This window comes from Pseudomonas sp. EA_5y_Pfl2_R50, from assembly GCF_963970475.1.
Classification (GTDB): Bacteria; Pseudomonadota; Gammaproteobacteria; order Pseudomonadales; family Pseudomonadaceae; genus Aquipseudomonas.
This window is the reverse complement of the sequence record NZ_CAXAPT010000009.1, coordinates 185,106-207,786: the sequence shown is the minus strand read 5'-3', so window position 1 is coordinate 207,786 and position 22,681 is coordinate 185,106. Positions and strand designations below refer to the sequence as shown.

Annotated in this window: 18 protein-coding genes, 6 tRNA genes and 1 pseudogene; 17 read left to right on the top strand and 8 right to left on the bottom strand. The window is 59.3% G+C overall.

Features of this window, described 5'->3' with window-relative positions; all coding sequences use genetic code 11:
• The first annotated feature begins 72 nt into the window (after positions 1 to 72).
• The 4 genes and pseudogenes from AACY19_RS17455 to AACY19_RS27940 all read left to right on the top strand — a co-directional run bounded on the left by AACY19_RS17455 (position 73) and on the right by AACY19_RS27940 (position 4,488).
• Positions 73 to 834 carry an SDR family oxidoreductase gene (locus AACY19_RS17455; RefSeq protein WP_007917441.1) on the top strand — a complete coding sequence of 254 codons (762 nt, stop codon included), beginning with the start codon at positions 73 to 75 and terminating at the stop codon, positions 832 to 834.
• 185 nt (positions 835 to 1,019) lie between these two features.
• Positions 1,020 to 2,411 carry an aminotransferase-like domain-containing protein gene (locus tag AACY19_RS17450; RefSeq protein WP_339452259.1) on the top strand — a complete coding sequence of 464 codons (1,392 nt, stop codon included), beginning with the start codon at positions 1,020 to 1,022 and terminating at the stop codon, positions 2,409 to 2,411.
• A pseudogene (locus tag AACY19_RS27945) lies at positions 2,344 to 3,627 on the top strand (HAMP domain-containing protein); the annotation flags it as partial. The gene AACY19_RS17450 and the pseudogene AACY19_RS27945, both read left to right, overlap by 68 nt.
• Positions 3,607 to 4,488 carry a methyl-accepting chemotaxis protein gene (locus AACY19_RS27940; RefSeq protein ID WP_445262315.1) on the top strand — a complete coding sequence of 294 codons (882 nt, stop codon included), beginning with the start codon at positions 3,607 to 3,609 and terminating at the stop codon, positions 4,486 to 4,488. The pseudogene AACY19_RS27945 and the gene AACY19_RS27940, both read left to right, overlap by 21 nt.
• Positions 4,489 to 4,658: 170 nt before the next feature.
• Here AACY19_RS27940 and AACY19_RS17440 read toward each other — a convergent pair whose 3' ends face one another.
• Entirely contained in the window at positions 4,659 to 5,417 is a 759-nt protein-coding gene (locus AACY19_RS17440; RefSeq protein WP_339452255.1) for a hypothetical protein, read from the bottom strand.
• A gap of 384 nt (positions 5,418 to 5,801) precedes the next feature.
• On the opposite strand from AACY19_RS17440, the gene AACY19_RS17435 reads away from it, so the two are divergent.
• From AACY19_RS17435 to AACY19_RS17410, 6 genes are all read left to right on the top strand, one after another.
• A tRNA-Glu gene (locus AACY19_RS17435) sits at positions 5,802 to 5,877 on the top strand.
• Between the two features lie 2 nt (positions 5,878 to 5,879).
• Positions 5,880 to 5,955 (top strand) — tRNA-Gly (locus tag AACY19_RS17430).
• A 104-nt stretch (positions 5,956 to 6,059) separates the two neighbouring features.
• A tRNA-Glu gene (locus tag AACY19_RS17425) sits at positions 6,060 to 6,135 on the top strand.
• 3 nt (positions 6,136 to 6,138) lie between these two features.
• A tRNA-Gly gene (locus AACY19_RS17420) sits at positions 6,139 to 6,214 on the top strand.
• A 57-nt stretch (positions 6,215 to 6,271) separates the two neighbouring features.
• A tRNA-Glu gene (locus tag AACY19_RS17415) sits at positions 6,272 to 6,347 on the top strand.
• Positions 6,348 to 6,349: 2 nt separating this feature from the next.
• Positions 6,350 to 6,425 (top strand) — tRNA-Gly (locus tag AACY19_RS17410).
• A 141-nt stretch (positions 6,426 to 6,566) separates the two neighbouring features.
• Here AACY19_RS17410 and AACY19_RS17405 read toward each other — a convergent pair.
• Positions 6,567 to 8,306: a dipeptidase gene (locus tag AACY19_RS17405; RefSeq protein ID WP_339452253.1), complete on the bottom strand. Its 1,740-nt coding sequence runs from the start codon at positions 8,304 to 8,306 to the stop codon at positions 6,567 to 6,569.
• 305 nt (positions 8,307 to 8,611) lie between these two features.
• Here AACY19_RS17405 and AACY19_RS17400 point away from each other — a divergent pair, with 305 nt between their 5' ends.
• Positions 8,612 to 10,024 carry a saccharopine dehydrogenase NADP-binding domain-containing protein gene (locus AACY19_RS17400; protein ID WP_339452251.1) on the top strand — a complete coding sequence of 471 codons (1,413 nt, stop codon included), beginning with the start codon at positions 8,612 to 8,614 and terminating at the stop codon, positions 10,022 to 10,024.
• A gap of 53 nt (positions 10,025 to 10,077) precedes the next feature.
• Here the strand turns inward: AACY19_RS17400 and AACY19_RS17395 are convergent, their stop codons facing one another.
• The 3 genes from AACY19_RS17395 to AACY19_RS17385 all read right to left on the bottom strand — a co-directional run bounded on the left by AACY19_RS17395 (position 10,078) and on the right by AACY19_RS17385 (position 12,205).
• Positions 10,078 to 10,716, bottom strand: coding sequence for a LysE family translocator (locus AACY19_RS17395; protein ID WP_339452249.1), 639 nt, complete (start codon positions 10,714 to 10,716; stop codon positions 10,078 to 10,080).
• 1 nt (position 10,717) lies between these two features.
• Complete coding sequence (locus AACY19_RS17390) at positions 10,718 to 11,488, bottom strand: 2OG-Fe(II) oxygenase (RefSeq protein ID WP_339452247.1); 771 nt, start codon at positions 11,486 to 11,488, stop codon at positions 10,718 to 10,720.
• 90 nt (positions 11,489 to 11,578) lie between these two features.
• Positions 11,579 to 12,205: an alanyl-tRNA editing protein gene (locus tag AACY19_RS17385; RefSeq protein ID WP_339452245.1), complete on the bottom strand. Its 627-nt coding sequence runs from the start codon at positions 12,203 to 12,205 to the stop codon at positions 11,579 to 11,581.
• 90 nt (positions 12,206 to 12,295) lie between these two features.
• Here AACY19_RS17385 and AACY19_RS17380 point away from each other — a divergent pair, with 90 nt between their 5' ends.
• Positions 12,296 to 13,294: a LysR family transcriptional regulator gene (locus AACY19_RS17380; protein ID WP_339452243.1), complete on the top strand. Its 999-nt coding sequence runs from the start codon at positions 12,296 to 12,298 to the stop codon at positions 13,292 to 13,294.
• A gap of 64 nt (positions 13,295 to 13,358) precedes the next feature.
• Here AACY19_RS17380 and AACY19_RS17375 read toward each other — a convergent pair whose 3' ends face one another.
• Positions 13,359 to 13,766 carry a PA2817 family protein gene (locus tag AACY19_RS17375; RefSeq protein ID WP_339452241.1) on the bottom strand — a complete coding sequence of 136 codons (408 nt, stop codon included), beginning with the start codon at positions 13,764 to 13,766 and terminating at the stop codon, positions 13,359 to 13,361.
• 74 nt (positions 13,767 to 13,840) lie between these two features.
• Positions 13,841 to 16,288 (bottom strand): acyl-CoA dehydrogenase, encoded by a 2,448-nt coding sequence (locus AACY19_RS17370; protein ID WP_339452239.1) that lies wholly within the window; start codon positions 16,286 to 16,288, stop codon positions 13,841 to 13,843.
• A 248-nt stretch (positions 16,289 to 16,536) separates the two neighbouring features.
• Here AACY19_RS17370 and AACY19_RS17365 point away from each other — a divergent pair, with 248 nt between their 5' ends.
• The 4 genes from AACY19_RS17365 to AACY19_RS17350 all read left to right on the top strand — a co-directional run bounded on the left by AACY19_RS17365 (position 16,537) and on the right by AACY19_RS17350 (position 19,705).
• Positions 16,537 to 17,196, top strand: a complete 660-nt coding sequence (locus AACY19_RS17365; RefSeq protein WP_339452237.1) for a transglutaminase-like domain-containing protein — start codon at positions 16,537 to 16,539, stop codon at positions 17,194 to 17,196.
• Between the two features lie 44 nt (positions 17,197 to 17,240).
• The gene (locus tag AACY19_RS17360) at positions 17,241 to 17,864 is read left to right on the top strand and encodes a glutathione S-transferase family protein (RefSeq protein ID WP_339452235.1); all 624 of its coding nucleotides are present in this window, start codon (positions 17,241 to 17,243) and stop codon (positions 17,862 to 17,864) included.
• Between the two features lie 132 nt (positions 17,865 to 17,996).
• The gene (locus tag AACY19_RS17355; protein WP_339452233.1) at positions 17,997 to 18,929 is read left to right on the top strand and encodes an ABC transporter ATP-binding protein; all 933 of its coding nucleotides are present in this window, start codon (positions 17,997 to 17,999) and stop codon (positions 18,927 to 18,929) included.
• Positions 18,926 to 19,705 (top strand): ABC transporter permease, encoded by a 780-nt coding sequence (locus AACY19_RS17350; protein ID WP_339452231.1) that lies wholly within the window; start codon positions 18,926 to 18,928, stop codon positions 19,703 to 19,705. The genes AACY19_RS17355 and AACY19_RS17350 overlap by 4 nt, the downstream gene beginning before the upstream one ends.
• A gap of 77 nt (positions 19,706 to 19,782) precedes the next feature.
• Here AACY19_RS17350 and AACY19_RS17345 read toward each other — a convergent pair whose 3' ends face one another.
• The gene (locus tag AACY19_RS17345) at positions 19,783 to 20,301 is read right to left on the bottom strand and encodes a DUF2062 domain-containing protein (protein ID WP_339452229.1); all 519 of its coding nucleotides are present in this window, start codon (positions 20,299 to 20,301) and stop codon (positions 19,783 to 19,785) included.
• Positions 20,302 to 20,437: 136 nt separating this feature from the next.
• On the opposite strand from AACY19_RS17345, the gene AACY19_RS17340 reads away from it, so the two are divergent.
• Positions 20,438 to 22,672, top strand: coding sequence for a DNA internalization-related competence protein ComEC/Rec2 (locus AACY19_RS17340; protein ID WP_339452227.1), 2,235 nt, complete (start codon positions 20,438 to 20,440; stop codon positions 22,670 to 22,672).
• Positions 22,673 to 22,681 lie beyond the last annotated feature (9 nt).

Genomic DNA, 22,681 nt, shown 5'->3' with positions numbered 1-22,681 from the left:
CGCCCGGCCCGAGTGTGTGGCTATGCTGCAGCATCCAGCTTTTCCACAGCCGCTTCGTTCGAGGACATAACAATGAGCATGACGTTTTCCGGTCAGGTCGCCGTCGTCACGGGAGCGGCCAACGGCATTGGCCGCGCAACCGCCCAGGCGTTCGCCGCCGAAGGCTTGAAAGTGGTGGTGGCCGATCTCGATGCGGCAGGCGGCGAGGGCACCGTGGCGCTGATTCGTACAGCCGGTGGCGAAGCGACCTTCGTGCGCTGCAACGTTACGGTCGAAAGCGAAGTGAAAAATCTGATGGACGAGGTCATCAACACCTACGGACGCCTCGATTACGCCTTTAACAACGCCGGGATCGAAATCGAGAAAGGCAAACTGGCCGAAGGCTCGATGGACGAGTTCGACGCGATCATGGGCGTCAACGTCAAAGGTGTCTGGCTGTGCATGAAGTATCAGTTGCCGTTGCTGCTGGCCCAAGGCGGCGGGGCGATCGTCAACACGGCGTCGGTGGCCGGGCTGGGTGCAGCGCCGAAGATGAGCATTTATGCCGCTTCCAAGCATGCGGTGATCGGTCTGACCAAATCGGCGGCCATCGAGTACGCGAAAAAGAAAATCCGGGTAAACGCAGTGTGTCCAGCGGTGATCGACACCGACATGTTCCGCCGCGCCTATGAAGCCGATCCGAAGAAAGGCGAGTTCGCCAACGCCATGCACCCGGTCGGGCGAATCGGCAAAGTCGAAGAAATCGCCAGCGCTGTGCTGTACCTGTGCAGCGATGGCGCCGCGTTCACCACCGGTCATTCGCTGGCGGTTGACGGTGGCGTTACGGCGTTCTGAGCCCGAACGCTACAGATGAGCCCGCGCAATGCGGGCTTTTTCATGCCTGGCTTTAGTTCCACACTCTCTTAAACAATGTGTATCAAGGAGTTAGATCGTTCGCTTTTGCCGGCGTTGTCGCACAGGCTGTGTGTCGAGGCTGTGATTTACTGCCGCCAGCAAAACGGACTGGAGTTTGCGTGCTCATGGAATTGAGAATTGATCGACAGGCAATGGTGCCGGTCGTGCAGCAGATTGTTGACGGGATGATCGACTGGATCGCGCGAAACGGCGTCCCACCGAGCACACGACTGCCCTCGGTGCGGCAAATAGCCCGGTGCAATCTGCTCAATCAGTCGTGCGTGGTACAGGCCTGCGAGCGCCTTGTTGCGCAGGGCATTCTGGCCTCGCGGCCGGGAACAGGATTCATGGTGGCGGCTTTGCCCGGCGCAGGCTCAAGGCGCCTGGAGCCTGCAACCATCGCAAGCACCGTCGCAGGCCCGGGACGTGGCGGATTGCCGGGAAAATTGAATCTCGGCGGCGGTGGCTTGCCTGAGAGCTGGCGCGAGTCGGATGACTTGAGTTACGCCATCGGCCAGGTCGCCCGGACCGACATGAGTAGCCTGTTCAGCTACAGTTCGCCCCTCGGGCTGCCGGCGTTGCGCGAGCAAATCGTCAAGCGTCTCAGGCTGGTCAATGTCCAGGCCGATGCAGAGCAGATTCTGACCACCGGCGGTGCTACCCATGCCCTTGATCTGATTGTGCGAACATTGCTCAAGGCCGGTGACTCGGTGGTGGTGGAGAGTCCCGGGTATGCGCCGCTGTTTGACCTGTTGCGCCTGCACGGGGTGCATTTGCTCGAGGTCCGCCGCACGCCGAACGGGCCCGATACCGACGCGCTGGCAAGTCTGCTGGAGCAATTCCAGCCGGTCGCGGTATTCATCAACAGTCATCACCAGAACCCCACGGGCTCGTGCCTGAGTCTTGCGGTAGCACAACAGGTGCTGAAGCTGTGCAAGGCATTCGATGTGCGCCTGATCGAAGATGATGTCTACGCTGATCTGCACAACGGCAACGGTACGCGGCTGGCGGCGCTGGATGATCGAGTGATTTACGTCGGCAGTTTTTCGAAAACCCTGAGCAGTTCGTTACGCGTCGGATTCCTGCTGGCGGATCAGGAGCTGATCAACCGTCTGGCCCGGGTCAAGATGATCTGCAGCTTGGGCACATCGAGCTTCAATGAAGCGGTGCTGGCCAGTCTTCTGGCCAGCGGCGCCTACCGCAAGCTGGTGTCTCGTCAGCGTCAGCGTTTGAATATCGACCGGGCCGCCGCATTGCAGGCACTGGAAGATGCCGATTGGGAGGTTTTCGGCAAGCCGTGCGGTGGCTTGTTCATCTGGGCGCGTGCACCGGTGACCGATCCGGTACGACTGCGCCGGCAGGCTCACGGCAGCGACGTTAGCCTGGCAATGGCGCAGACGTTCAGCCCCAGCGGTGAAGCCAGCGACTGGCAGCGCATCAATGTAGCGTATGCCTGCGACCCACGCGCCCGGCAGTTTTTTCGCAGCACTCGTGTGGATCGACCTCAAGCGTTCTGAAAACGACGCGAGCGTAGCTTTTTGCCATTATTCCGACGCCAGAGACTTGTGCTGCCTCATGGCCGTTGCGAATCTTCGTCCATCGACTCTGGCAGGAGGGCTTCGCGCAATGATTTCGGCCGTGCAAGGACGTTTTGCCAACCTCGGTATGGCGAAAAAACTGGGTATCGGGTTTGTACTGGTGTTGCTGCTGACCGCGTTGGTGGCGGCTATCGGTGTCTGGTCACTGCAAACCATCAGTCACCGATTCGATGGGCTCAAGCAGATGTCTGCGCTTAACAGTGGCCTGCTCAACGTGCGGCTGCTGGAGCAGGAATACGCCTTGCGCAACAACCCGAAAACCGCCGACGCCTTGCGCGAAGGGGTGGACGGGTTGATTGCCCAGGCCAACCAGCTCAAGGCGCAATCGCCGGCCAATGTGCCGGTGATGAGCGATGTCGAGCAATCCCTGGGGGCCTATCGCAAGGCGTTCGATGAATTCGTTTCGTTGACCCAGGCCAAGGATCTCGCGCTGGAAATGGCCAGTTGGTCGGTGTCCAGCGTGGCGAACAACCTCGATGTGTTGCAGGCCGGGCTTGCCGATGATGGCGCTTATACCCTCAAGGACACCGAGGGCAAGGATGGCGCGCAGTTCATCGAGCAGGCCAGTCAGGTCAGCCAGGTGTCGCAGTTGATGCTGCAGGCGATGAACGAAGCACGGGTGCGTCTGGATCAGAGTCGCAAGGGCGATGCCGACAGTGCCGGCAAAGGCAATATCGAGCAGGCCGCGCAGGCGCAGACCCAGGCCGAAGCGTTGAAGGCCACGGTCAAGGATGAGGGCTATCTGACCGTGCTTAACGAAGTGTCCGGGCACATCGCCGGTTTCAACGACAAACTGGCCGAATACACCGGGCTGCTCGCGCAGGAAAAAACCGTCTACGAGCAATTGCGCCAGCGCGCCGCCCAAGTGGTGGAGCGGGTGGATCAGGCCTACGCCGCTGAAGACGCCGCGATGCAGGCCGAACTGCAGAAAAACTCGCTGCTGATCATCGGCTCTTCGGTGCTGGCGCTGGTGGTCGGGCTGATCGCGGCGTGGGTGATCACGCGGCTGATCGTGTCGCCGCTGCGCCGGGTGATTGAGGTCGCGCAGCAAATCGCGGCGGGCGATCTGAGTGCGTCGATCGAGGTGACCCGTCGTGATGAAATCGGCCAATTGATGCTGGCGATGCAGCAGATGGGCGCGGGGCTGAGCACGATTGTCAGCGGGTTGCAGGCAGGCATCGAACAACTGGCCAGTTCGGCCCAGTCGCTGTCGGCGGTGACCGAGCAGACCAACCTTGAGGTCAGCAGTCAGAAGGAGGAAACCGAGCAGGTCGCCACGGCCATGAACCAGATGACCGCTACCGTGCATGACGTCGCACGCAATGCTGAAGAGGCGGCGCTGGCGGCGCAGACGGCGGACGGCAAGGTCGAGAGTGGTCAGCAGGTGGTGCGTCAAAGTATGGCGCGAATCGAGCAATTGGCGGATTCGGCGAACTCGGCCAGTAGCAGCATCGAGAGCCTCAGCGCGGAGATTCAGAATATCGGCACGGTGCTTGAAGTGATCAAGAGCGTGGCCGAGCAGACCAACCTGCTCGCGCTCAATGCGGCCATTGAGGCCGCGCGGGCCGGCGAGCAGGGCAGGGGCTTTGCGGTGGTGGCCGACGAGGTTCGCGCGTTGGCGCGGCGTACACAGCAATCGACCGAGGAGATCGAGCGGCTGGTGAGTGCATTGCGGGCGGCGGCGCATGCATCGGTGCAGCAGATTCAAAGCAGTGGCGAACTGGTGAAGCTGGCGGTCAGTGATGCGCTGCAGACGGAAAGTGCGTTGGGCAGTATTGCGGCGGCGGTTTCATTGATTCAGCAGATGAATCAGCAGATTGCGGCGGCGGCCGAGGAGCAGAGTTCGGTGGCGGAGGAGATCAATCGCAGTGTGACGAGCATTCGTGCGAGTGCGGATCAGTCTTCGTTGGCGATGCGCGGCAATGCGGCTTCGAGTGTTGAACTGGCGCAGTTGGGGGGTGAGTTGCGGGGGATGGTGGGGCATTTTCGGCTTTGACGCTTTTGATGCTGGGGCCTGACACCCTCTGACAGCCGACCTTTTCTGTCGGTCGGTCTCAATCACTGTAGGAGCCTGGCTGGCCAGCGATGGCACTGTGCTGTCCGCCGCATCGCTACAACCATCACCCAAAAAGAAGCCACCTTTCGGTGGCTTCTTTGCATCGGTAATCAATCGTAGATCACTTTCTTCTTCCAGTCCGCATCCGCCTCGACATCTTTGAGGCCGGCGGTCAGTTGGTTTTCTTCGCCTTCGACCGGGGCAATCTTGTCCATGACCTGGGCATTGGCGCGGGCCAGGAGCTTTTCCAGATACTGCAGTTGTTCTGCATACATTTGTGGGTCTTGCTGTTTGCGCAGGTATTGCGCGCCGCGTTCGAAGGCGAGGCGGGCTTGGCCGGGCTGGTTTTGTTGCAGGGACTGTTGGCCGAGGTTGTTGAAGAACTCAATGTGCAGCAGCACCAGAATGTGGCGGATTTCGCGAATCCAGTGCTTGGCTTCGTTCGGTGCCAGGAAGCCGTCGTGGGCGGCGCGGGTGACCTGGCCGTGGAGGGCTTCAAGGAGGAAACGGACGTCTTTGGCTTTGGCTTCGGTCTGGATCGGCGCGGGCGGGTTGTTCACCGGGATCGATTCGCCTTGGGCGACCAGGGCGTTCAATTCGGTGATGCGTGCCTTGGTGGTGGCGCTGGTTTTCTCAAGGTTCAGCAGGCGCTGGCAGACATTGAGCTCCAGGCGGGTCAGCAGCAACTTGAGCGCCGGCGTCATGAACTGGCCCGGGAAGGTTTCGGTCAGCTCGCCGCAGCGACGCAGGCGGTCGTTGAGTTCGACTTTGGTGCGAGCCTTTTCCAGCTTGTTGGCTTCCACTACATGGTTCATGTAGCCAATGGCGATCAGGATTGCGATCCCGGCTACGACGAGCAGGGTGATCATGAGTGGTGTCACCGGTAAGACCTCTTTAAAGGGTTCGCATGCGAGTTTAGTGGCTGGGCATTGACGCGCCTAGCGCCGCTCGACGAGTTGGATCGGCGTGTTCAATCTGTATCGGCCGCGCGCGGCTTATATGAATGCTGGCGCTTGATGTGCAGATTGCCATCACTGTGGCGTGGACTATAACGTCTTGGCGGGTGGCGGAATATAGGCGTCAAACGTTGGGCGACGGAAAAGCCTGATCGGCCCGGTAAAGCAGGGCGAAGTCATTGATTTAAATAAATTTATATCTGGGGGTTGACGACCTCTCAATCCATCCATAGAATGCGCGCCACTTGCAGCGTAAAGCACACAGTTAAGCGCCGCAGGAAGTGAATGTTGTAGTGTGTCCCCTTCGTCTAGTGGCCTAGGACACCGCCCTTTCACGGCGGTAACAGGGGTTCGAGTCCCCTAGGGGACGCCAATGCGGGAATAGCTCAGTTGGTAGAGCACGACCTTGCCAAGGTCGGGGTCGCGAGTTCGAGTCTCGTTTCCCGCTCCAATTTTAAACAGCAGTGCTTTCGGGCGGTGCTGAGTGAAACCAGAACCAAGTCCTCGGATGCGGGTCTGGACACCGAAACACACACCATGTGTTCCGGGTAGCGTGTCCCCTTCGTCTAGTGGCCTAGGACACCGCCCTTTCACGGCGGTAACAGGGGTTCGAGTCCCCTAGGGGACGCCATTTGCGGGAATAGCTCAGTTGGTAGAGCACGACCTTGCCAAGGTCGGGGTCGCGAGTTCGAGTCTCGTTTCCCGCTCCAAATTCTAGAAACGCCGCTCTGTGAGCGGCGTTTTTATTAGTGAAAGTTGTAGCCTGTGTCCCCTTCGTCTAGTGGCCTAGGACACCGCCCTTTCACGGCGGTAACAGGGGTTCGAGTCCCCTAGGGGACGCCATTGCGGGAATAGCTCAGTTGGTAGAGCACGACCTTGCCAAGGTCGGGGTCGCGAGTTCGAGTCTCGTTTCCCGCTCCATATTCAACAAAAACGCCGATCAGTGATGATCGGCGTTTTTGTTTGTGCGCGATTTATCGCGCCCACCAAAAAGGACCTTTGCAGGTCCTTTTTTTGTGCCTGAGCCCGGCCCAACAGCCGCGACCGGGTTTGAACGATGAATCAGAGCTTCGGCAATTGCCCGATGCGGCCCATCATTTCGGTGACGATCTGCAGATCCAGCAAGAACTGGTCAACGCTCTTGAACTCGCCATCGGTGTGGCCGGTGTATTTCACTTCAGGTCGAGCCAGGCCGAATTGCACGCCGTTAGGCAGTTCATGAACCGACGTGGCGCCGGCAGAGGTACCGAACTCGTGCTTCATGCCGAGGTTTTCCGTGGACACCGCCAGCAACGCCTTGACCCATTCACCTTCCGGATTGCGATACATCGGGTCGGCGATCGAGTAATCGAACGCCACGGCAATGTGGGTTTTCTTCGTCCATGCGTTCAGTTTGTCGGCGATTTCAGCCTTGAGTTGTTCCGGGGATTTGCCCTTCGGCACCCGCAGATTCACTGCCAGCCTGAACGCGTTGTCATCCTCGCCGACGTAAGTCAGAGACGTGGTCAGCGGCCCCATGAAATCGTCGGCGAAGCCTACGCCCAGTTTTTTACCCAGATAATCCAGGCCCCAGTTGTCGGCGGCGTAACGAGCCGCGTCGGTGAACTGGTTATGCTTGAGGGCGACTTTGCCATCGAGGCTGTTGATGAACACCAGCATGCGCGCCACCGGGTTAACGCCGGATTCCGGCTCGGAGGAGTGCGCGGAAACGCCGGTCACCGTCAGTTTGACGCCTTTGCCATCAACCTTGGCAGCGACTTCGAAGTCGCCGCCATTGTGTTTGGCGAATTCAGCCCCGGCCTTTTGCAGGCTGGCTACCAGTTCGGCAGGTTTGTCGCTCGCCAAAGTGACGACGGACGCTGATGGAATCTGGTTGGTCGCCAGGCCGCCGGTCATCGAAGTGATTTCTGCGCCTTTGCCTTCAGCGGTGCGCTTGGTAAATCTGGCCATCACGGTGCCGTAGCCTTTCTCGGCAATCACGACAGGGTAACCACCGTCCAGGGCCATGTTGTAGGCCGGCGTAGGGTTTTTTTCGAAGTAGTAAGGGATCGCGTCACCGGTGGTTTCTTCGGTGGTGTCGATCAGCAGTTTGAAGTTGCGCGCCAGCGGCAGCTTCTCTTCCCTGATCACTTTCATGGCGTACATCGCGACGACGATGCCGTTCTTGTCATCCTCGGTGCCGCGACCGTACATGCGATCACCAATCAGAGTGACCTTGAAGGGATCAAGTTTGGTGCCGTCCTTCAATACCCAGTTTTCCGGGGTGACCGGCACCACGTCCGCGTGAGCATGAATACCGACGACTTCGTCGCCCTGGCCTTCGAGGGAGATTTCGTAGACGCGGTTATCGACGTTGCGGAAGTTCAGGTTGAACGACTCGGCCAGGCTTTTGATCCTGGCGGCGATCTTGATGAATTCAGGATTATCGTGCTGCGCCACACCTTCCTTCTGGAAGGTCGGGATTTCGACCAGCTCGCGCAGGGTTTCCAGCGCGGCTTTGCCGTACTTCACGCGAGTGTAGATGCCCAGCAGGCGATGGATTTCGTTCTGCTGCTCGGCATTCAATGCCTTGTTGTCGAGGAAAGTGTTGATGGCTGGACCGAGATTGTCGCTTTTGGCGATATCGCTCTTGGCCAGCCTGCTCAAAAACTCGCGGAAGTCCGTGACGCTTTTGTCGTCGAAGGATTTAAGGATGACCGCACTCTGCTGTGGGGTAATGTTGGCTTGAGCGGCGGTAGTGAACGACGCGAGACTGGCGAGCATCAGGGTAGCGGCGGCCAGTTGCTTGAGGGTGGAGTCCATTACGCAGGCATTCCTTGCAGACAGTGGAAGGGACGTTTCTGTCGGATGCGGCAGAAACGTTTTGTAACCTAACACCGTGAGTGACTGCCAAGGGAGTCTTGAAACCTGATCTGTCGCACAGAAATGCAAAAGAGGCGCAGAAATGAAACAAGCCGAGCAAGCTATTTGTGGCAGTGAGCGTTGTTCCCGGCCAGCACCTGTCAATGTTGACAGTAGACAGGTGTATTTGACCGGCGCATACAGAATCTGAGTCCGGGAGCGGAAGGCGAACGGATCAGTTTGCGAGCATGCACAGGAGTCAGGCTATGGACGGTCAATTTCACTTTACAGGGAATTTCGTATTCGTCGGATTTGGTTCCATTACCAAGGCAGTTCTGCCGTTGCTGCTTGAACAGCACGAAATCAACGTCAAAACCATTGTGGTTATAGCGCCGGTTATTGAGGACTCGCAGTGGTTCGAAGCGCAGGGAGTCACCTTGATCAGGTGCGCCCTGAACCCGGAAAACTACGCACAGATTCTTGACAGCGTGCTGACGGCCGGTGACTTTCTGGTCAATCTATCGGTGAATGTCAGCTCGATCGATTTGGTGAGTTACTGCGCCGCCGCAGGGGTGTTGTACCTCGATACCTGTGTCGAACCTTGGGAAGGCGGATATGAAAACCCCTCATTGTCATTGTCCGAACGTACAAACTACGCCATGCGTCATCAAATGCTGCGCTTGCGTGAGTTGCTCGCCAAAGGCCCCACGGCGGTCATCGCACATGGCGCCAATCCGGGATTGATATCTCATTTTCTCAAAGAGGCCTTGATCTGCCTGGCGCAGGAGCTGAAAACCCCTGTGCCCAAGACGCGAGCAGGCGTGGACTGGGCCGCGCTGGCGATGGAAATGAACGTGAAAGTCATCCATGTCGCCGAAAGAGATACGCAATGCTCGCGCCGCATCAAGAGCCAGGATGAATTCGTCAATACCTGGTCGGTCGAGGGTTTTTTGAGTGAGGGGCGCCAGGCTGCAGAACTGTCGCTTGGCACTCATGAGAAAACCTGGCCGGTCGACGCCAAGCGTCATCTGTTTGGATCGGGCAATGCCATCTATCTGGATCGTCCGGGCGCGAGCGTGCAAGTAAAAACCTGGACGCCCGAAGGCGGCGCCTGCCTGGGCTTGCTGATTACCCATCACGAAACCGTTTCAACGGCGGATTTTCTGACGGTGAGAAAGTCCGGAAAAGTGATTTATCGCCCTACCGTGCACTACGCCTATCACCCTTGCGATGACGCGTTGCTATCGGTCAATGAGTTGATTGGACACGGGTGGCGGCCCCAGACCAGGCAACGGATCATGTGTGCAGAGATCGCCCGGGGTGGCGTTGATGCGCTGGGGGTGTTGTTGATGGGGCACGCGAAAAACGCCTATTGGTATGGATCGCTGTTGACCGTGGATGAAGCAAGGGCCGTGGCACCCTTCAACACGGCAACCAGCCTGCAAGTCGTTGCCGGCGTACTTGCGGGCATTATCTGGGCGGTACGACACCCGGACAGAGGCATCGTCGAGGCGGAGCAAATGGACCACGAGGAGATCCTGCAACTGGCCAGACCGTATCTCGGCACAATGACAGGAGTCCAGACAGACTGGCGTCCAACGGACTGTCCGACACACTTGCTGCGTTGCGAACCCGAGGGCATCGATCAGTGGCAGTTTGAGCAATTTCGCATTGCGTAATGTGTCGAAGGGGAGCCCGCCAGGTCGACTGGCGGGGTGTGTTGCCGGGGCATTCACATCGACAGCACCAAGCGACCGGCGAACAGAATCAAAATCACGCCCATGCTGCGCTCGAACCAGTGGCCCATGCGCATAAACAGCAAGCGCACTTTACTGCTGGAGAAAAACAGCGCGACGATGACGAACCACAACGCGTTTACAAAACACATCCATACGCCATAGAGCGCCTGGATTTGCAGCGGCGTGGTGGCGCTGATGATCGTGGTGAAGATCGCCAGAAAGAACAGCGTGGCCTTGGGATTGGTGGCGTTGGTCAGGAAACCGGTGCTGAACGCCTTGAACAGCGATTGCTCAACCAGAGGTTCGTCTGTGGCTTTTTCTCCTTCAAGGGCGGTTTTCGGTTTACTGCGGATCAGGCTGACACCGAGGTACAGAATGTAGGCGCCCCCCACGACCTTGGCCACGTTCAGCAGCCATGTCGTGGTGTGCATCAACGCGCCAACTCCGAGCAGCGTGTACAGCACATGCACGGAAATTCCCGCGCCGATACCCAGCGCCGTGCAAATCCCCACTAATCGTCCGAAGCGGACGCTTTGACGAATGGTCACGGCGAAGTCCGGGCCGGGAGCGACCACAGCCAGAAAATGGATGGTGGCCAGCGCGAGAAACTCGCCCAGGTAATTCGAATACATCTCAGCTCCAGAAAGTCAGTGGTGAAGCATTGCCGCGATAGCCGACAAAGAAGGAAAGGCTCAAGCGCGCATCCGCCACGCCCGGGGTCACCGAGTGCATGCAGCGCGAATTGAACATGATGAAATCGCCCGGCTCCGGCCGCACTTCAAGGGCCGGCGCCCCGAGCAGTGCCGGGTCGATGCCATAGCTGTCGCCGCGCATCTCGTCGAATTGGTCCGGCGTGATGTCGTCGTCCCACATCTGCAATGCGCCACCTTCGGTGGGCATGTTCAGGTAGACGTTGCAGGCAAACTGCGCCTCGAGGCTGCGCGCCTGGAAGCTCTCGGGGGCGTCCTTGGCGAAGATGTCGTGGTGGGCGAGGAAGCACACGCCGGGCTTCACCACCCGCGAAAGACCGACATACATTTTGCGCCCGTAGAGGTTTTCCAGATGCGCACCGGCGGGCCAGGATTCGTCGAGCATGCAGCGCAAGGTGTCGACCGGCGAAGAGTAGGGCGCGCATCGATGACGCAACTCGGCAATGTTGCGAGTGGCGCGCTCAAAGTAATCTTCGATCAGCAGCGGCTGGTTTTCCGCCTCGTAAAACGCCATGCCGATGCGCCCGATGCTCGGAGCGTTGATGTAGCCCTCAAAGCCTGGCGCAAGAATCTTGTCGCCAATCTCGATTGCCAGCGGCTGGGGCAAAAAGCCTTTGACGCGGATGGCGAGGACTTCTTCGTTGGCCAGTTTTTTTATGCACGTCTCATCGAGACGCTCGACGTCTAGCATCATGTTGTGTAGGTCCATCTATCGATAGTCAACGGAACCGGCGAATGCGGTTCCCCCGGCGACGGACGCTGCGCAAAGCCGCGTCCGAAATGCTCAATCCACGCTGTAGTGGACGGACAGCGTGCCTTTCTTCTGCGAAAGGGACGCGATGGTGACTGTGCCCAGATCCTTGAGGCTGCGTACATGGGTGCCACCGCAGCCATAGGCCGGGAGTTCACCAAAACCGATTTCCCGCGCGCCTTCACGCAGCGAGACGAGGCGCGGCAAATCGTGCTCGATCCACTGGCCGATACCGTATTGAACGGTCTCTGCTTCGACTTCCTGCGCGGCATCACCGGGTTTGAATTGCACCCGGCCTTCGTCCGGCCAGTGGTGCGCCTTGATCGGCGTCCAGCCCAGGGCCTGGACGAAGTGGCCAATCAAATGCCCGGCCGAATGCATGCGGGTGTTGAAGCGACGGCGCTCTTCGTCGACGCGAATGCACGTCATGCCGAGCGCTACCGGTTGATCGACGAAGTGCACGATTCGATCCGGCTCCTGCACCACGCGCAGCACCTGGCTTTCGCCGATCCAGCCGGTATCGCAAGGCTGACCACCCCCTTGCGGGTGGAACAACGTGGCGCGCAGTACCACGGCAAATTCATGCTCGTGTGGCGTGCAGTCGAGGACTTCCACGTTCGCCTTGAGGTCATCGCTATGGAAAAACAGGCGAAGCGTCATATTCGATGCCCTTATGAAAGTTTCTATTTTTATTATATGAATCGTGCAATAACGTGATAATCCGTTCAAACATCAAAGGACTTGTGCGCTGTGAGCATCAATCTGCCGTTGCCATTGCTGGGTGAAATGGCGATTTTCGTCAAGGTCGTCGAGACGGGCAGCTTCTCTGAGGCGGCCCGGCAACTCGGCTCATCGCCATCGGCGGTCAGTCGCAGTATCTCGCGGCTGGAGAAAGCCCTGGCCACACGGTTGCTGCAACGCACCACGCGCAAACTGCGCCTGAGCGACGGCGGGGAAGAAGTGTTCAAGCGCTGTCAGGAAATGGTCAGCGCTGCGAAATCGGTGATGGAGATCAGTGGCCAGTTCACTCACGAAGCAGAAGGGCTGGTACGGGTCAGCGTGCCGAAAGCGGTAGGACGCTTTGTGATTCATCCACATATGCCGGAGTTTTTGCGGCGTTATCCCAAGGTCGATGTCGAGTTGTTGCTGGAAGACCGGCAGGTCGATCTGATTGACGATCATGTCGACCTCGCGATCCGCATCACTGACCGTCCGCCGGCCGGATTGGTCGGGCGACAATTGCTGACCATCGACCACTTGCTCTGCGCGACGCCGCACTATCTGGCCGAACACGGTACGCCGACTCATCCCCACGACTTGCTCAACCACAGCTGCATTTATCTGGGCGAAACCCCGAGCGATGCGCGCTGGAAATTCAAGAAGGGCAACAAAGCGGTCACGGTCGGCGTGCGCGGGCGCTATGCCGCCAATCACACGGGCGTGCGTTTGGGCGCGGTGTTACAGCACATTGGTATTGGCAGCCTGCCGTATTTCACTGCGCGGTATGCCTTGGAGCAAAAGTTGATCGTGCAGGTATTGCCGGACTGGACATTCCTCGCGTCCTATCACGGTGGGCTCTGGCTGCTGCACTCGCCAACGCGGTACTTGCCGCCGAAGTTGCGGGTGTTTATCGATTTTCTGGTGGAGTCTCTGGATAAGGAGCCGACGCTGAGTAAACCCGGTAAATCGGGTGACGGCAGCACGGTCTCGATGGAGTATGAATTGCCCGAAAGCGAAGGTCTGCTTTAACGCACTGCGCGAAAAAAAGGCCCGCATGGACAACCATGCGGGCCTTTTCATTGTGCGGTGAAAATCAGTGCTTGCTGTCCTGGGCGGACATCGCCATCAGCTGTTTTTCCTGATTCCAGTCGAACGGCTCGTCGTTCTGTTCGGCTTCGTAGCGACGTTCTTCCAGTGCCTGATACATGTCGATTTCTTCGTCGGACAGGTAATGCAGACAGTCACCCGCGAAGAACCACAGCAGATCCCGTGGGATCAGGTGGGCAATTTGCGGGTAGCGAGAGATCACTTGAGTCAGGATGTCCTGGCCCAGGTATTGGCTTTCGATCGGATCGATAGGCAAGGATGCCAGCAGCTCGTCGAAGCGCTCCAGGAACAAGGCATGGCTTTCTTCGGGAACCTGATCGGCCTCACCTACGGCGACCAGAATACTGCGCAGGTGGTCGAGCAAAACAAGATGGTCGGCAACGAGGTTGGACACGAGATAAGTCCTCAAGAGCAAAACGGGCGCGGGAGTATAAAGCTCCCGCGTTCGTTTTTATACGCCAGAAGGGATCAGCGGACTTTGCCTTCCGCCTGCTTCAGCTCCTCTTTGTCGAAATCATCGACATCGATGACCTTGCGCCGCGCCGCTTCGGCATCACGCAGACTTTGCGCTTCCACCGGTTGCAGCACGCCAGCCTCCAGTGCCGCGTCGATGGCGTGTTCGCCTGCGGCCGGTTTGACCTGACCGCTTTTCAGCGAGGTATGCAGCTTTTTGTGCAACGGTTGCGCGGCGTTCAACAGATCGCTGGCATGTTGCAGTGCGCCCACCGCATCGTCCGCCGATTGCGGGCGATAACAGCCGGCAAGCAGTTCCTCCAGCGCCGGATCGCCCTTGGCGCGACCGATCACGCCAGCCACTTCGGCGCCGAGTTTGTCTGAAGGGCCTTTGTGACGACGACCGAACGGGAACACGATCACCCGCAGCAGGCAGCCGAACACCTTGTTGGGGAAGTTACTCAGCAATTCATCCAGCGCCCGTTCCGACTGGCCGAGGCTTTCTTCCATCGCCCAGCGGAACAAAGGCTCCATGTGCGCCGGCGAGTCCAGGTCGTGATAACGCTTGAGCGCGGCAGACGCCAGATACAGGTTGCTCAATACATCACCCAGACGCGCCGACAGGCGTTCGCGGCGCTTCAACTCGCCACCGAGCAGCATCATGCTGAAGTCAGCGAGCATGGCGAATGCTGCCGCCTGACGATTGAGTGCACGGAAGTAGCCTTGGCTGATCTTGTCGCCCGGGGCACGTTCGAAGTGACCGACGCCGAGGTTCAGTACCAGCGTGCTGGCAGCGTTGCTCACGGCAAAACCGATGTGCTTGAGCAGCAGGCTGTCGAATTCCTTCAGCGCCTGATCCTTGTCCTCGCGGCCGGCCAGCGCCATTTCCTTGAGCACGAACGGATGGCAGCGAATCGCGCCCTGACCGAAGATCATCAGGTTGCGCGAAAGGATGTTCGCACCTTCCACGGTGATGAAGATCGGCGCGCCGTTCCAGCTGCGCCCAAGGTAGTTGTTCGGGCCCATGATGATCGCTTTGCCGCCGTGGACGTCCATGGCGTGGCTGATGCATTCGCGACCACGTTCGGTCAGGTGATATTTGAGGATGGCCGAGAGCACCGAAGGTTTCTCGCCCAGATCCACCGCGTTGGCCGTGAGCATCCGCGCCGCGTCCATCATCCACGCATTGCCACCGATGCGCGCCATCGCCTCCTGAATGCCTTCGAAGGCCGACAGCGGTACGTTGAACTGCTCGCGAATCTGCGCATATTGCCCGGTGACCAGGCTGGTGAACTTGGCCGCACCGGTACCCACTGCCGGCAACGAAATGGAACGACCGACCGACAGGCAGTTCATCAACATCATCCAGCCTTTGCCGAGCATTTCCTGGCCTCCGATCAGGAAGTCCAGCGGAATGAACACATCTTTGCCCGAGTTCGGGCCGTTCATGAATGCCGCGCCCAGCGGCAGGTGACGACGACCGATTTCCACACCCGCGGTATCGGTCGGGATCAGCGCCAGGCTGATGCCAAGGTCTTCCTTGTCGCCCAGCAAGTGATCCGGGTCATAGGCCTTGAATGCGAGGCCGAGCAGGGTAGCGACCGGGCCGAGGGTGATGTAGCGTTTTTCCCAGTTCAGGCGCAGGCCGAGCACCTCCTGACCCTCCCATTCACCTTTGCAGATGATCCCGGTGTCGGGCATGGCACCGGCGTCGGAGCCGGCGAGCGGGCCGGTGAGGGCAAAGCACGGGATGTCATCGCCGCGAGCCAGGCGCGGCAGGTAGTGATTGCGTTGTTCATCGGTGCCGTAATGCAGCAACAGCTCGGCCGGGCCGAGGGAATTGGGCACCATCACGGTGGAGGCGAGGTCGCCGCTGCGGGTCGCGAGTTTCATCGCCACCTGAGAGTGGGCGTAAGCGGAGAAGCCTTTACCGCCAAACTCTTTCGGGATGATCAGGGCGAAGAAGCCGTGTTCCTTGATGTGCGTCCACGCTTCGGCGGGCAGGTCCATCGACTGGCCGATCTGCCAGTCCGTGACCATTGCACAGAGTTCTTCGGTCGGGCCGTCGATGAAGGCCTGTTCCTCTTCGCTCAACTGCACCTTCGGATAGGACAGCAGTTTGTCCCAGTCCGGACGCCCGCTGAACAGCTCGCCGTCCCACCAGACGGTGCCGGCATCGATGGCATCGCGTTCGGTCTGCGACATCGGTGGCAGGGTTTTCTGGAACCAGTTGAACAGCGGCGCAGTGAAATGCCTGCGCCGAAGGTCGGGCAGCAGCAACGGTGCGGCGACCGCTGCCAGCACCACCCAGAACACCAGCAGCAGCCAGCCGGGTGCGTGACTGAAAATACCCATTGCCAACAGGTAGACGGCAACGATGCCCAAGGCAGGCAGAGGGGACATACGCCGGTGGGCGAGATACGCCACGCCAACGAGCAAAACCAGTATCCACAACAACAGCATATTCAGTCCTCCGTGAACCAAGGCAAATCGACCCTCCAGAGCTTAGACGGCATCTGCAAAACCGGGTGGTCAGACCAAGGTGATTGAAATCGTGGGAAACCCCTGACGGTTTTCGTAAGTTCGGTGGGCAACACGTGTGGGAAATCGTTCGCTTATCCCGCGCCTTTGCGTCCAAGTTTGGCCGAAACGTCGTTATCTCTGTGCTTGAGCTGTCGCTAGACTCCAGGCTCACCCAGGAGATTGTCGTCATGCGCGAGTATCTGAGTCCCGGCCGCTTCATCGATAGTGACCACCCGGCGGTGGTGGAGTTCGCCGAACAGCACCGTGGTGCCAGCCGCGATCCGGTGGCGCAGGCGATCAGTCTGTATTACGCCGTGCGCGAGGCTGTGCGCTACAACCCTTACACTTTCAGTCGTGATCCGCAGACCTTGCGCGGCAGCTATGCGCTGGCGACCGCAGAGAGTTATTGCGTACCCAAAGCCACGCTGCTCGCCGGCTGTGCACGGCATTGCGGCATCCCTGCGCGAATCGGGCTGGCGGACGTGAAAAATCACCTGTCGACCCCGCGTCTGCTCGAATTATTGAAAAGCGACATGTTCGCCATGCACGGCTATACCGAGTTTTTTCTCAATGATCGCTGGGTCAAGGCCACCCCGGCGTTCAACCAGAAGCTCTGCGAATTGTTCAACGTCGCACCACTGGACTTCGACGGGATCAATGACAGCGTTTTCCATCCGTTCAACCGTGACGGCGCGCAGTTGATGGAGTATCTGGTCGATCACGGTCAGTTCGCGGACGTGCCGGAAGTATTCTTTTTCGAGCATCTGCAAAAGTGCTATCCGCACTTGTTTACCGAGCACCAGGCGCAACTGCTGGGCGACATGCAGAGTGATTTGAGTCGCACCTGATCCGGCGTATGCTGCCTGCCCACGCATTTGAAAGAGAGGCGGTCATGCTGAAAATCTGGGGACGGAAAAACTCATCGAATGTCAGGAAGCCGTTGTGGGCCGCTGAAGAACTTGGCCTGGCTTACGAGGCTATCGACGCCGGTGGTGCATTCGGTGTGGTCGACACGCCCGAGTACCGAGCGATGAACCCGAATGGCCGGGTGCCGGTGATCGAAGACGACGGTTTCGTCCTGTGGGAATCCAATGCCATCGTCCGCTACCTGCTGGCCAAACATGCGCCCGATAGCGCCTGGTATTCGGCGGACCCGCAAGCTCGCGCCATCGCTGACAAGTGGATGGACTGGACCACGTCGAGTTTTGCCGGACCGTTCCGCACCGTGTTCTGGGGTGTCTTGCGCACACCGGCAGACCAGCAGGACTGGCCGGCGATCAATGCGGCGATCAAGGAGTGCAGCGAGTTGCTGAGCATGGCCGATCAGGCATTGGCCAGCCAACCGTATCTGTCCGGAAAAGACATCGGCATGGGCGATATTCCCCTCGGCAGCTTCATTTATGCCTGGTTCGAGATGCCCATCGAACGCACCGCGCAACCGCATCTGCAAGCCTGGTACGAACGCCTGAAGCAGCGTCCGGCCTATCAGAAAGCAGTCATGACCGCGTTGACTTAATACTCACTATCAACACACTTGACTGTACTTGTGCGGCGACGGCACGCAACATTGCGCCACGTGTCGCGGTTGTTTCTTTCGCCGCTCGCCCTTATCTATTCCTTTCCTCCCTTCTTGGTGCGTAAATCAGATATGAGTTCCGCTCTGTCCATCCGGCAGCTAACCAAAACCTACGGCAACGGGTTCCAGGCCTTGAGTGGTATCGATCTGGACGTTGCCGAAGGTGACTTTTTCGCCTTGCTCGGCCCCAATGGCGCCGGAAAATCCACGACCATCGGAATTCTCTCGACGCTGGTGAACAAGACCAGCGGCACGGTGAATATCTTCGGGCATGACCTGGACAAAAATCCTGCGCAGCTCAAGCGCTCGATTGGCGTGGTGCCCCAGGAATTCAACTTCAACCAGTTCGAAAAGACCTTCGACATTGTCGTGACCCAGGCCGGTTACTACGGCATTCCGGCGAAGGTCGCCAAGGAACGCGCCGAGCAATACCTGACGCAACTGGGCCTGTGGGACAAACGTGACGTGCCATCGCGCTCGCTGTCCGGCGGCATGAAGCGCCGCTTGATGATTGCCCGTGCGCTGGTGCACGAACCGCGTCTGCTGATCCTCGATGAACCGACCGCAGGCGTCGACATCGAGTTGCGCCGTTCGATGTGGACGTTCCTCACCGAGCTTAATCAGAAAGGCATCACCATCATCCTCACCACACATTATCTGGAGGAGGCTGAGCAGTTGTGCCGCAACATCGGCATCATCGACCACGGCACCATCGTCGAGAACACCAGCATGAAACAGTTGCTGGGCCAGTTGCATGTGGAAACCTTCCTGCTGGACCTGAAAAACGATGTGAGCACCGCGCCGCAGTTGATCGGCTACCCGGCGCGGTTGATCGACAGCCATACCCTGGAAGTCCAGGTCGACAAATCCATGGGCATCACGGCGTTGTTCACCCAGTTGGCGCAGCAGCACATCGAAGTGCTGAGCCTGCGCAACAAAACCAATCGCCTCGAGGAGCTGTTCGTGTCCCTGGTGGAGAAAAATCTGTCGAAGGTGGCTGTATGAGTTCCGAGTTCCGTCCCAATCTCGTCGCGCTCAACACCATCGTTTACCGGGAAGTCCGCCGTTTCACGCGGATCTGGCCGCAGACCCTGCTGCCGCCGGCGATCACCATGGTTCTGTACTTCGTGATCTTCGGTAACCTGATCGGTCGGCAGATCGGCGACATGGGTGGTTTCACCTACATGGAGTACATCGTGCCGGGGTTGATCATGATGTCGGTGATCACCAACTCCTACGGCAACGTGGTGTCGAGTTTCTTCGGCAGTAAATTCCAGCGTTCCATTGAGGAATTGATGGTCTCGCCGGTTTCGCCGCACACGATTCTGATTGGCTACACCATCGGCGGCGTGTTGCGTGGTCTGATGGTCGGTGTGATCGTGACCATCCTGTCGCTGTTTTTCACCCATTTGCAGGTGCATCACCTGGGTGTGACCATGCTGGTCGTGGTGCTGACGGCGACGATCTTCTCGCTGCTGGGCTTCATCAACGCCGTGTTTGCGCGCAATTTCGATGATATTTCGATCATCCCGACGTTCGTGCTGACCCCGCTGACCTATCTCGGTGGCGTGTTCTACTCGATCACCTTGCTGCCGCCGTTCTGGCAGACCGTGTCACTCGCCAACCCGGTGCTGCACATGGTCAACGCCTTTCGCTACGGCATTCTCGGCGTGTCGGATATCAGGATCGGCATCGCGATCACCTTTATGCTGGTGGCGACGGTTGTGCTGTATTTCGGGTGCGCGCGGTTGCTGGTGAGCGGGCGCGGGATGCGTACCTGATCCGAGAGCGCGTCTACCGCTTCGCGAGCAGACGACACAAAACAAAACGGCCTCCCATCGCGGAGGCCGTTTTGCATTCAGGATTTGCGACTTTTCTTGCGCCGCGCCCATTGCCGCGCGACCCACCAGCGCCAGTACATCATCACCAGACAATAGGCGAGGGCGCCAAGGACCAGCCCCACCACTACCGAGCCGAGTAAAAATGGCTGCCACAGCGTCGACAACTCGCCGCTGATCCATTCCCAGGTCAACTCATCTGGCAGATGCCGCGCGGGCACGTCCATCAAAAATGCACCGGCCTGATAAGTACAGAAAAACACCGCCGGCATGGTGATCGGGTTGGTCAGCCACACCAGGCTCACAGCAATCGGCATGTTGCCGCGCACGGTGACGGCAAGGGCGGCAGCCACCAGCATTTGCGCCGGAATCGGCAGGAAAGCGGCAAACAAACCGACCGCCATCGCTCGGGCGACCGAGTGGCGATTGAGGTGCCAGAGGTTCGGGTCATGCAGCAACTTGCCGAGAAAGCGTAAGGATTTGTGTTCCCTGATGCTCGTCGGATCGGGCATGTAACGTTTGAATAAGCGCCGGGGCATAAGGCTTCTCGGTCGGTTAAGGCGGCAAGTATGTCTGGATTCTATGAGCCGCCCATTCAGACTTTGTGACAATTGTTGACGGCGCGGGTGCCCGACACCCGCTATGCCTAAGTCCGGAACTCTCAAGGACGGGCTTATGCGCACAGGGATGATGGCGTTGGCAGTCGGTCTGCTGGCCCCGATGTTTTTACCGGTATTGCCGCCGGTCGGGTGGATGTTGCTGTTACCGGTGTCGGGTTTGATGTTGCTGCCGTTTCGCAGCTATCCACTGGCGTTGTTGCTGTTCGGCTTCACCTGGGCTTGTGTCAGCGGGCAATGGGCGTTGAATGATCGACTGCCCACCCGTCTGGATGGCGAAACCCGCTGGCTCGAAGGGCGAGTGGTCGGCTTGCCGCAAAACGCGCACGGCGTGGTGCGTTTTGAATTGGCTGATGCGCACTCGCGTCACGAAAAATTGCCCACCCGGCTGCGTCTGGCCTGGTATGGCGGGCCACCGGTCTACAGCGGAGAGCGCTGGCGGCTGGCGGTCAAGCTCAAGCGCCCCGGTGGTTTGCTCAACCCCGACGCTTTCGATCATGAGGCGTGGCTGCTGGCGCAACGCACCGGTGCAACGGGCACGATCAAGGATGGCCAGCGCCTGAGCGAAGCGCGCTGGGCATGGCGCGACGGCATTCGCCAGCGTTTGCTTGCCGTGGACGCGCACGGTCGGGCCGGTGCGCTGGCGGCGTTGGTGCTGGGCGACGGATCGGGGCTCAGTCGTGAGGATTGGCAGATTCTGCAGGACACCGGCACCGTGCATTTGCTGGTGATTTCCGGTCAGCACATCGGGATGCTGGCGGCGGTGATGTATCTGTTGGTCGCCGGGCTCGCTCGTTATGGACTGTGGCCATTGCGCTGGCCATGGTTGCCGTGGGCTTGCGGGCTGGCGTTTGCCGCAGCGCTCGGCTACGGCTTGCTCGCTGGGTTCGATGTGCCGGTACAGCGCGCCTGCGTGATGGTCGGACTGGTGTTGTTGTGGCGCCTTCGTTTTCGCCATCTGGGGGCGTGGTGGCCGCTGCTGCTGGCCTTCAACGGCGTGCTGTTGCTTGATCCGCTTGCCAGTCTGCGTCCGGGTTTGTGGCTGTCGTTTGCAGCGGTGGCGGTGCTGATCTTTATCTTTGGCGGACGCTTGGGCGCGTGGCGCTGGTGGCAAACCTGGACGCGCGCGCAGTGGCTGGTTGCTATTGGCTTGTGCCCGGTGCTTCTGGCGTTGAATCTGCCGATCAGCCTTAGCGGGCCGCTGGCGAATCTGGTGGCGGTGCCTTGGGTCAGTCTGCTGGTGCTGCCGCCCGCTCTGCTTGGAACGCTGTTGCTGGCAGTGCCTTATGTCGGCGAAGGGCTACTGTGGCTGGCCGGTGGCTTGATCGATGGGTTGTTTCGCGCACTGGCGCTGATTGCCGGGCGATGGCCCGCGTGGATTGCGCCTTCGATACCTGTTTGGGTCTGGGCCATTGGCAGCCTCGGCGCGGTGTTGTTGCTGTTGCCGCGTGGTGTGCCGATGCGACTGCTGGGCTGGCCGTTGTTGCTGATTCTGGTAATGCCGCCGCGTGAGCGCCTGAACGAAGGTTTGGCGGATGTCTGGCAGCTGGATGTCGGCCAGGGCCTGGCAATCCTGATCAGAACCCGTCATCACACGCTGCTGTACGACGCGGGCCCACGCTTCGGCGAGTTTGATCTCGGCGAACGTGTTGTGTTGCCGGCGCTGCGCAAACTGAACGTGGAAAAACTCGATCTGATGTTGCTCAGTCACGCCGATGCTGACCATGCGGGCGGTGCGCTGGCTATTGCACGTGGCATGAAGGTCGTCCGGGTTCTGAGCGGCGATCCGCCGGGGCTGCCCGCCGAGTTGAGCACTGAAGCCTGCGAAAGTGGCGAACAATGGCAATGGGACGGCGTGCATTTTCAACTCTGGCAATGGGCAGATGCCCGCGACAGCAACCAGCGCTCCTGCGTATTGCAGATCGAAGCCAATGGCGAGCGGCTGCTGCTGACCGGTGACATTGATCGCCACGCTGAACGTGACCTGCTCGACAGTCCCCTGGCCGTGCCGACGCATTGGCTGCAGTCACCTCACCACGGCAGCCGCAGTTCCTCGTCAATGGCCTTGCTCAAAGGCTTGCAGCCCGAGTCGGTGCTGATCTCCCGAGGTCATGGCAATTCCTTCGGCCATCCGCATCCGACCGTGCTGGCGCGCTATCGCAAACAAGGCCTGCGCATTTACGACAGCGCGGAGCAGGGGGCCATTCATTTGCAACTGGGCAGCTTCAAACCGCCCTCGACGATGCGTCAACAGCGGCGTTTCTGGCGTGATCCGCCTGCGCTTGCCCGTTGATCGGGGCCA

Coding starts and splice junctions, on each gene's coding strand:
- AACY19_RS17455 (WP_007917441.1), top strand. CDS start 73: ATGAGCATGACGTTTTCCGGTCAGGTCGCCGTCGTCACGGGAGCGGCC.
- AACY19_RS17450 (WP_339452259.1), top strand. CDS start 1,020: ATGGAATTGAGAATTGATCGACAGGCAATGGTGCCGGTCGTGCAGCAG.
- AACY19_RS27940 (WP_445262315.1), top strand. CDS start 3,607: ATGCTGGCGATGCAGCAGATGGGCGCGGGGCTGAGCACGATTGTCAGC.
- AACY19_RS17440 (WP_339452255.1), bottom strand. CDS start 5,417: ATGATCACCCTGCTCGTCGTAGCCGGGATCGCAATCCTGATCGCCATT.
- AACY19_RS17405 (WP_339452253.1), bottom strand. CDS start 8,306: ATGGACTCCACCCTCAAGCAACTGGCCGCCGCTACCCTGATGCTCGCC.
- AACY19_RS17400 (WP_339452251.1), top strand. CDS start 8,612: ATGGACGGTCAATTTCACTTTACAGGGAATTTCGTATTCGTCGGATTT.
- AACY19_RS17395 (WP_339452249.1), bottom strand. CDS start 10,716: ATGTATTCGAATTACCTGGGCGAGTTTCTCGCGCTGGCCACCATCCAT.
- AACY19_RS17390 (WP_339452247.1), bottom strand. CDS start 11,488: ATGATGCTAGACGTCGAGCGTCTCGATGAGACGTGCATAAAAAAACTG.
- AACY19_RS17385 (WP_339452245.1), bottom strand. CDS start 12,205: ATGACGCTTCGCCTGTTTTTCCATAGCGATGACCTCAAGGCGAACGTG.
- AACY19_RS17370 (WP_339452239.1), bottom strand. CDS start 16,288: ATGCTGTTGTTGTGGATACTGGTTTTGCTCGTTGGCGTGGCGTATCTC.
- AACY19_RS17365 (WP_339452237.1), top strand. CDS start 16,537: ATGCGCGAGTATCTGAGTCCCGGCCGCTTCATCGATAGTGACCACCCG.
- AACY19_RS17360 (WP_339452235.1), top strand. CDS start 17,241: ATGCTGAAAATCTGGGGACGGAAAAACTCATCGAATGTCAGGAAGCCG.
- AACY19_RS17355 (WP_339452233.1), top strand. CDS start 17,997: ATGAGTTCCGCTCTGTCCATCCGGCAGCTAACCAAAACCTACGGCAAC.
- AACY19_RS17350 (WP_339452231.1), top strand. CDS start 18,926: ATGAGTTCCGAGTTCCGTCCCAATCTCGTCGCGCTCAACACCATCGTT.
- AACY19_RS17345 (WP_339452229.1), bottom strand. CDS start 20,301: ATGCCCCGGCGCTTATTCAAACGTTACATGCCCGATCCGACGAGCATC.
- AACY19_RS17340 (WP_339452227.1), top strand. CDS start 20,438: ATGCGCACAGGGATGATGGCGTTGGCAGTCGGTCTGCTGGCCCCGATG.